This window comes from Streptomyces sp. ASQP_92 (genome assembly GCF_025399895.1).
In the GTDB taxonomy this organism is placed as follows: domain Bacteria; phylum Actinomycetota; class Actinomycetes; order Streptomycetales; family Streptomycetaceae; genus Streptomyces.
Genome location: NZ_JAODUA010000047.1, coordinates 1 through 8,280, shown reverse-complemented (window position 1 = coordinate 8,280; position 8,280 = coordinate 1). Strand labels below are relative to the sequence as shown.

General features: G+C 64.9%; 3 protein-coding genes. All 3 read left to right on the top strand.

The features are described 5' to 3' along the window. Window positions 1-1,084: 1,084 nt before the first annotated feature. The 3 genes from N4G70_RS36745 to N4G70_RS36735 all read left to right on the top strand — a co-directional run bounded on the left by N4G70_RS36745 (window position 1,085) and on the right by N4G70_RS36735 (window position 8,069). Window positions 1,085-2,779 carry a VCBS repeat-containing protein gene (locus N4G70_RS36745; protein WP_261717133.1) on the top strand — a complete coding sequence of 565 codons (1,695 nt, stop codon included), beginning with the start codon at window positions 1,085-1,087 and terminating at the stop codon, window positions 2,777-2,779. Window positions 2,780-3,177: 398 nt separating this feature from the next. Then, window positions 3,178-7,635 (top strand): polymorphic toxin type 27 domain-containing protein, encoded by a 4,458-nt coding sequence (locus tag N4G70_RS36740; protein ID WP_261717132.1) that lies wholly within the window; start codon window positions 3,178-3,180, stop codon window positions 7,633-7,635. 26 nt (window positions 7,636-7,661) lie between these two features. Continuing rightward, window positions 7,662-8,069 (top strand): hypothetical protein, encoded by a 408-nt coding sequence (locus tag N4G70_RS36735; protein ID WP_261717131.1) that lies wholly within the window; start codon window positions 7,662-7,664, stop codon window positions 8,067-8,069. The last annotated feature ends 211 nt before the right edge of the window (window positions 8,070-8,280 follow it).

The following is an 8,280-nucleotide window of genomic DNA, read 5'->3' as shown; positions in this document are numbered from 1 at the left end:
AAAGGACGGCCCTGCCGCAGAGCCCTCATCCGGTTCGTGTCGCGCGCGGTCGCCGCGGCCCCTAACCCGGACTGGGTCTCCGCCTACGCGAGCGCCTTCGATGCCTGGCGGACCTTGGTGCCCGCAGCCGAGTCGTGGCGGTATCGGCCGAAGTACCGGTCGAGGTTTTGCGGCTCCATCTCCCACGACGGTCGCCCCAACCACTCGCGCAGGGCCATCACGGGCCTGACATCGCCGCGGATGGTGTCGTCGAGGACGCCGGCGGAGGCGCGGGCCAGGACAAACTCGGCCAGCAGGTCCTGCTCGAAGCGGCGATCTTCGCGGCGGTCTCAGCCGAAGCTCCGGCCGCAGATCCCATGACAGCCGAGGAGACCTCGGGATTTCCGAAGAACGAGCAGGTGAGGGGAAGCACCAGATCAGGCAGCTGCCGAGACCAGCGCCGGCGTCGGGAGGCTGCGGGAGCTCACGGAACAAAGTGCGAGCGGAAGGCGATCCAGTGGTCGGCCTCCGTCCTCGCCCGCCCCTGCCCCACCACTCTGGCGACAGCGGCCTTTAAGTTGTCGTACGGACCTTGCTCCGCCCCCCCGCAACGTCCGAAGTGTATGAACATGGCATCGACGAAGGGCTCCCTGGCCGCAGGAGGCGAATACCCTACGGACGGCCTTGCCCGAGTACGACAGCCGGAATAAGACGACGTAGCAGGTGACCAACTCGTCGGCCAGGCGCACCGTCACGTCACCGAAGTCGACCTACCCAGCTCGCGATGGTCGACCTCATGGTCCGACGCCTCACCGGCGAAACCACCCCCAACTGGCGCGGAATCTGACCCTGCGGAACCAAACACACCTCACGGGACCAGACGCTCAGGAAGTGCCGTTGGCTGATGATCGGCCGCGAACAAGATTGCTCTCGTGGATTCTGTGAACTCCCTGTATGTTTCACGGGTGTTCCGTGGAGGATCCGTGTGCAGCGTTGTGGCGGCACGCGCCTGTGCGGCTGGCGCTCGGTGTGTGGACATCTCGTTTTGGTGATGTCGCCGGGTGCGTCGTTTCCTGTGGGGGGAATCGCGATGCTTGGGTGTGGGGTGCGTGTGCGCCGTTTCATGGTGGGCGCGGCGGTTGCAGCGTTCGGGCTGGGGGCGTTGGCGGCGCCGGCCGAGGCGGATGATCAGGCGAAGCCGCTGGCTCTGGTCAAGCCCGCGCTGCCGCACTGGACTGCGCCGAGCCTGCGACTTCCGCCGGTGGCTGCCCGTTCCTCGCTGGCAGCCGGTGTGCGTGCGACGGGGAAGGTCGTGCCGCGGTTCGACGCCGACAAGGACGGCGTCAGTGACCTGTTGATGCGCGGCTTGGACGACCAGCTGCATCTGGCGCGATGGAAGACAGGCGAGGCCGAACTCTACGTACCGGGGTACACACTTCCGGATCCGGCGGGAACGTGGAAGGACGTCATCGAACCCGGGGACCTGGACGGTGACGGAGGCCCCGAGCTGCTGGTGCTCGGGCCGGACGGCTCGTTGAAGCTGGTGCCGTCGAACGGCTACGGCAAGCCGGTGTGGTCAGAGATGGGTTGGCAGATCTACAACAAGGTGTTCATGCCCGGTGACGTGACCGGTGACGGCAAGAACGACTTGATGGCCCGCACCCCGAACGGCGAGCTCTACCTCTTCGCCGGTACCGGCAACCTGGCGGTGCCGTTCGTCACCCGGATCCAGGTCGGCTGGAGCTGGAACATCTTCGACCAGGTCGTGGGCGCCGGAGACATGAACGGCGACGGCTTTGGTGACGTGGTGGCCCGCACCCCGGCCGGCGATCTGTTCTTCTACGCCGGAACCGGCACCGCCTCGGCACCCCTGAAGTCCATGGTCAAAATCAGTGGCGGCTGGGGCGACTACAACCAGATCCTCACCCTCGACAACAACACCGGGCACGTCGACCTGATCGCCCGCGACGTCACGGGAACCCTGTGGATGTACCCCGGTGATGACAAGGGTGGTCTCGGACCGCGTGTCCAGCTCGGCACCGGCTGGCGGGGCGCCACCCTCGCGAATTCCGGCGGCAACCCCTTCTTTGGCAAGAATGAACTCATCGGCTGGGACACCACCAACACGCTCAACTACTACCTGGCCCAGGGCGACGGCTCCCTCGCCGACCGGCTCCTCATCGACGGGGACATGTCCAGCTACGCCCTGAACAAGCTGTCCAGCGCCTCCTCGATGAACAACACCTCCCGCTGGTCCACCCTGACCCTGGTCCGCGCCGACGGGCATCTGGAGATCAGCGGCAAGGACGTCGGCGCCGGGTGGAACGTGATGACCGCCTTCGCCGGCATCGGAGACCTCAACAACGACGGCAAGGGCGACCTACTGGCTCGCGATTCGAGCGGCCACCTCTACTTTTACCCCGGCAACGGAGCCGACGGCATCGGATCCCGCACCGACATCGGCGCCGGATGGAACGCCTTCGACATCCTCGTCGGCGCCGGTGACGTCACCGGCGACGGCCTGCCCGACTTGCTTGCCCGGGAACCTGCCACAGGACACCTGTGGCTCTACCCCGGCGCCGCGAGGGCCGGCTTCGGCGCACGCATCGACATCGGTGGCGGCTGGAACATCTACAACAAGATCGCTGTCCCCGGCGATATGAACGGTGACGGCCTCGCGGACCTCGTCGGCACGGATGTCGCGGGTATCTCGTGGCGCTACGACGCCGACGGCACCGGAAACTTCCACACCAAGGTCAAGTTCGGCTCCGGCTGGAACATGCACAAGGCAATTTACTGAAAAGGGCCAGACTCTTCGAAACGCTTACAGCAGAAACATCCCGACGCAAAAACATATCGATGCTGCGGCGGGAGGCATTCTCTCCACGCTTCCCGCATCACAAACCATGAATCCAACAGTGCGGCGACCTTCCTGTGAGGATGCAAGCGCATTTTGCGCGGTGATCCGTCACTTTCAAGACATTAGCTGCATGGGCTTACGTTGCGCTTGCTTTGCCCTTCCGTAAAGGTGTGAGTCGTGTAAAGATCGGTGAGCCTTCGGGGGGAAGGCTAACCGATCCCTGGTTCTGTTGCGGATAACGCAGGGCTGCCGCCTGCGCGCCTTTCCTGACCGCGACAGTCGAGATCCCGTTCGCTTTCTCCTCGTTGGTTTAGCCATCGCCCTTGAGGAGTGCAACGATGCGACGAAGAACCCTGTTCGGAACACGACGTAGCAAACGCGCCGCCACGGCGCGAGGAATGAGCGGCACTGCCCTGGCAACCGCCGCCGCCGTCCTGGCGGGATTGATGAGCGCCATGCCCGCGCGGGCAGACGAACCTGGAGGCACCCCCCCCGACCCGTTCGCCCGCCCCCTGCGCATGAGCCTGGGGGAGAAAGCCCGGCAAGATCGCTGCTCTCTGGGGCTGGCCGTCCACTACGGCGGACCAGAACGCAAAGTCTTCGCCAACGCTACCCTGGCCGGTTCCGATGCCGGCATCGAAACCGCGCTGCGTGGAGATGGCGGCATATACCCCAGCAAGGAGTACGCTGACGCCACTCAAAAGGACCTCAACGCGGCCAACGCATACAGTGCCGAGTTCCAGCGACGACAGAAGCAGCTCGAGGACGACCACGCTCCTTATGCCGGGGCCAATGCTGACGGCGGGCGTCCTTACTCCGCCCCGACGATTGGTGGTGACATCGCCGGTTTCACGCTGGAGGGGTGGAAGAAGATACCTGGCGACGTATGGACGGATCCCTCGCCCCACCCCGGAGCGGAATCTATCGCTCAAGCCAAGAAGGTCTATGACGCCTTTGATGCAGGTGGTGATTACTGGGCCGAAAGCTACAAATCTTTGGCGGGCGGCAGTGCGAATAGCGGTCTCGGAATAACCGATGGCAAAGCCAACTCGGCTAATGATATCGCTACTTTCCTGCGTTTTGGCGGGTTCGCCACGAAGGCGCCCGAGCCGGACTCGCTTGAGTTCCGGACTGAGGTCGAAAACCTCAAAATGGCTTGGGCGGTCTGCGACAGCCGTAACCCCGTGGACCATTACAGCGCTCTGAACGGGCCTGTCATCCAGGCATATGGCGAATGGGAGACCGAATACGCCTCTCAGGCCACCCAACGCAAGGACATCGTCACCGCCGAGGCAGCTGCTTCTCAGGAGGCACGCACCACAGCGGACTTGATGATCGAAGCGATACGCCAGTCCTGGCTGGCCGACCAGGTCCTGTTTTGGCAGCAGTGGTTTCGTGACCACCCGAATGCCTGGAACAAGCCCTCGTTGACCGCCCAGAAGGATGCGGCGCGTCAGCTGGCGCTGATCAGAGGACGAGCGCCGCAGCTGGTCAAGGACGCGGACGCTGCAGTGGCACGGGCCAAGACGGCAGCCGATCAGGCAGCTGCCGCCCAGTCGTCGGCCTGGACGATCGCCGACCAGAACAACGTCCCGCGCGGGCGTGCCCTCATGTACGCCCAGACCTCCGTACAGGTCGCCAAAGCGGACTACGCCGCCACCCGGGCAGCCGCCGCCACGGTCCTGACCGCGTCCAAGGCCATCCAGGCCAACATCGCCGACAGCCAGGCCCTCTACGCCCTGGCCCAGACGCAGTCGCACGCCATGAACACCGAGTTCCGCAAGGCTGCGGCGCTGGAAGCCCGCGCCCAGGCCAAGGCGGCAGCCGACTCAGCGGACAAGCTCGCCAAGGAGACGGCTGCCAACGCGACAACCGCGAAGAACGCCCAGGCCAGGGCCGAGGCCGCGGAGAAGACTGCGAAGGCGGGCGCAGACGAGGCGAAGAAACAACGTGGCATCGCCGAAAAGGAGAAGGCCAACGCCGAACGGGAACGCGACACCTCGGCCCGCGAACGCGCAAAGGCTCAGGAAGCCGAGGCTCGGGCGCAGACCGAACGGGACGCGGCTGGCCGGGCGATGACCGCAGCGCAAGCACAAGGCAGCACTGCGGCCAGCAAGAAGGACGACGCTCTTGCCCAGGAACTCCGGGCACAGCGGGCTCGCAATGCCGCAGCGGAAGCCGAACGCAAGCGGGATACCTTGGCCGCCAGGGCTGAGGCTGCCGAGGCGTTGTTCGCCGCGGTTGACGGCACCGCCGCTGCCATTGAGGCCCGTGAGGCCGCCACTAAAGCGCGTAGCGCCGCGAATGACGCGACCACCGCTGCCACCGCCGCACGCCAGGCTGCCGACGACGCGACCGCAGCCGCGACCAGCGCCCGAGAGGCTGCCACCCGTTCTGCCGCGGCAGCATCGCGAGCGACCGCAGCTGCCCAAGTCGCCTGGTCCGCATTCATGACCACCAGCGCCGCAGCCTCGACCGCGCACTCAGCGGCTGCTGCCGCCATCGATGCGGCTGCGGCTGCCAAGGGCGATGCCGACAAGGCCGACGCCGAGGCAAAGAAGGCCCAATCAGCCGCGACAACGGCCCGTACCGAAGCCGAGGCCGCACGCGACGAGGCTGGCAAATCCGCTGCATGGTCGGCAAAGACAGCTGGTTACGCTTACGCCGCCGGCCAGGCAGCTCAGGGTGCTAGGGATGCCGCACTTACCGTCGTCAAGGCTGCCGACGAGGCGGTCGCACTCGGCTCTCCGTATCGAGAGGCGGACACATCTGCGGCCTTCGCCGTGCTGATCGCGCAGGTTTCCAAGCCGCTGACCGAGCAGCAAGCCGCAGCAGCCACGGCCAAGGGCCGCGAGGCGGCGAAGGCCGCTGCTGACGCCCAGGCCCTCGCCGACAAGGCCGCCGGAGATGCAAAGATTGGGGCTCAGGCAGCGGCTGACGCTGCGACCGATGCGCAGAAGGCACTGACCTCCGCCGCCGCAGCCCGCGCATCCGCAGCGGAGGCCGCTACCGCGGCGAAGGCCGCGAAGCAGGCCGATTCCAGCGCGCAGCAGCACCTCGCGCAAGCCGGCACTGACACCATGTATGCGGGCTTCGCGGCAGCAGACGCAAACACAGCGGCAACGCAAGCCGACCGCGATGCTACGGACGCGGAGAAGGACGCTGCCTCAGCTCGCATTGCGGCCACCTCCGCCGAGAAGGACGCGGGCACCGCCCGTGGTGTTGCAGATCAGGCGGAGCGAGATGCAACTACCGCCGAGACGGCGGCGGCTCATGCTCGGGAACTCGCGGTGGAGGCCGTCCAGATCTCTATCCGCACACAGAACGCGGAGATCCAGGCCTGGGAAGAACAGCAGCGATCGGCGGACGGCGGGACCGGCGTGGACGGCGTGGTTATGCGCCCAAGCGAGGATTCGAAGTTCGACATCGACCCGAAGTCCGACTGTGTCGGTTCACACAGCGGCAGCGAGATCGGCTGCGAGATCGATCTCGAATTCCATATTTACGGTTCGATGGACTACTACCTAGAAACTTGCCCACTGCCGGGCGTATCCCGCGCAACATGTGGAAGTGCCCTCAAGCGTGACTACTTGATGAGCGCGCCGCTGGATGTGCGATTCCTTGAGAAGCGCGTCCACATCGACGGTCTCAAACTCACTGTATCCATCCTCAAGGCAGTGGCTCAGGCGGCAGTCAAGGACATCAACGACTGCCGTCACGGCCTGCTCAGCGGCTGCCTATGGCTCGCCGGAAGCATCGTCATCCCGTCTGCACTCCTCAAGGCGGTGGAGGTCGCGTTCGCAGTGCGCCTGGCGGTGGTCGATGGCACACGGCTAACTACTGCCCTCTGGAACCTGCGCGGCGCCGGACTGAGCGCAGAAGCCGTCGCCAACCTGGAGAGGGCCGGTATTGACGCTCTGATCGGCCGGTGCTTCCCGGCCGGCACGAAGGTCGCGACTGCGGACGGCCCGAAACCAATCGAGCAGATCAAGGTGGGCGACCGGGTCTGGTCCACCAACCCAGCGACCGGAACAAGGTCCCTCCAACGAGTCCTCAAACTATTCAACCGTCCCGTAGACCAACTGGTCCGGATCCGGACCGCCGGCGGCGAGGTCTCAGCCACGGACTCCCATCGGTTCTGGGTTCAGAACAAGGGCTGGGTCGAGGCAAGCGCCCTGCGAGCCGGCGACAATTTCCAGACCCAGGATGGCAAGAACGACAAAGTCCTCGGTACGACCCTGGTCAAGGGGAAGACGCAGGTCTTCAACTTCGAGGTGGAGAATGCTCACACGTACTACGTGTATGCAGGCTCAACACCAGTCCTGGTGCACAACGAGTGCTTCGAAACCCTGATCAAGGATCTGGTGGCGGACGGGGACCACATCCTTCTCGGGATCAATCCAGGTGTGGACGAACTAGCCGCGAGCGTCGGAGGCCGGACGTTCAACGGAAGGGCCTTCGCGAAGCCGGTGGAGATAGCAGGGGGTAAACCCGCTTGGATGGTCGGGGTGGAGGCGGCCATGGAGAACCAAACAGTGAGACTGGGCGTATCGTTGGACGGTGTGGAGGGCGCGAAGACTGCCGAAGAGGCCCTGGCCATGCTGGTCAAGCGGGGTCAGGAAGCCGTAGGTTCCAACTGGAAGTTGGCCACCCAGAGCGGGTACGGCACCGCGTGGGAGATGGCAACGCTACGGGTCAAGGTGCTTCTTGAGAAGCGCTCCTTCCAGTCGATCCAGTGGTACTGGAAGAACGTCCCGTACAAGTTCGACAACGTACCTGCGGATTGGATTCCGTAATGGCGTCCACTAGGAGCAAAGACTTGGTGACGGAGTACATCAGTGGAAAGCGGCTGTTCCGGGTGGTCGGGTTCGATCCCTCCCACCGGCAGCTCAAGCTGTGGAGCGAAGCGACAGCGGTCGATGAGACCTCCACTCGGGTGGAGGTCTGGATCGGGCATGTGGAGTTGATGTTCCTGAGGCCGTACTACCGCGACGGCTTGCATATCCGGCGTGCCACCGAGGCCGAGTTCACCGAGTTGCGCGAGCGGCACCAACTTGCCGAGGCGGACGCCGAGTGGACATGGATGCTCGCGTCTGACGGCAGCTTCGTCGTCAGCGGCAATCCGTCCTGGCGTGAGGCCGAGTTCTCACTCATGGACCGTGAGTCGCTGTTCGACCACTCAAAGCCCTGGCCACCGGTGTACCCGGTGAAATGGGGAACAGTGGAGTAGTAGCTACAGGTGTCGACTTGCTGTGCCCGTCCAAGGTCTCCCCGCCGGGGGTCCTTTGGCGGGCACTTCCACACTCGGACCGAGTTCCTACATCGCCTGCACGAACGTGACTTGTGCGGGGCCTTTTTGGTCCTCGCCGACCACCGGACCGGCCTGGCAAAGCGATCCGCAAGATGATGATCGGCTCTTGGTGCGGTTTGTGTTTAGAGGC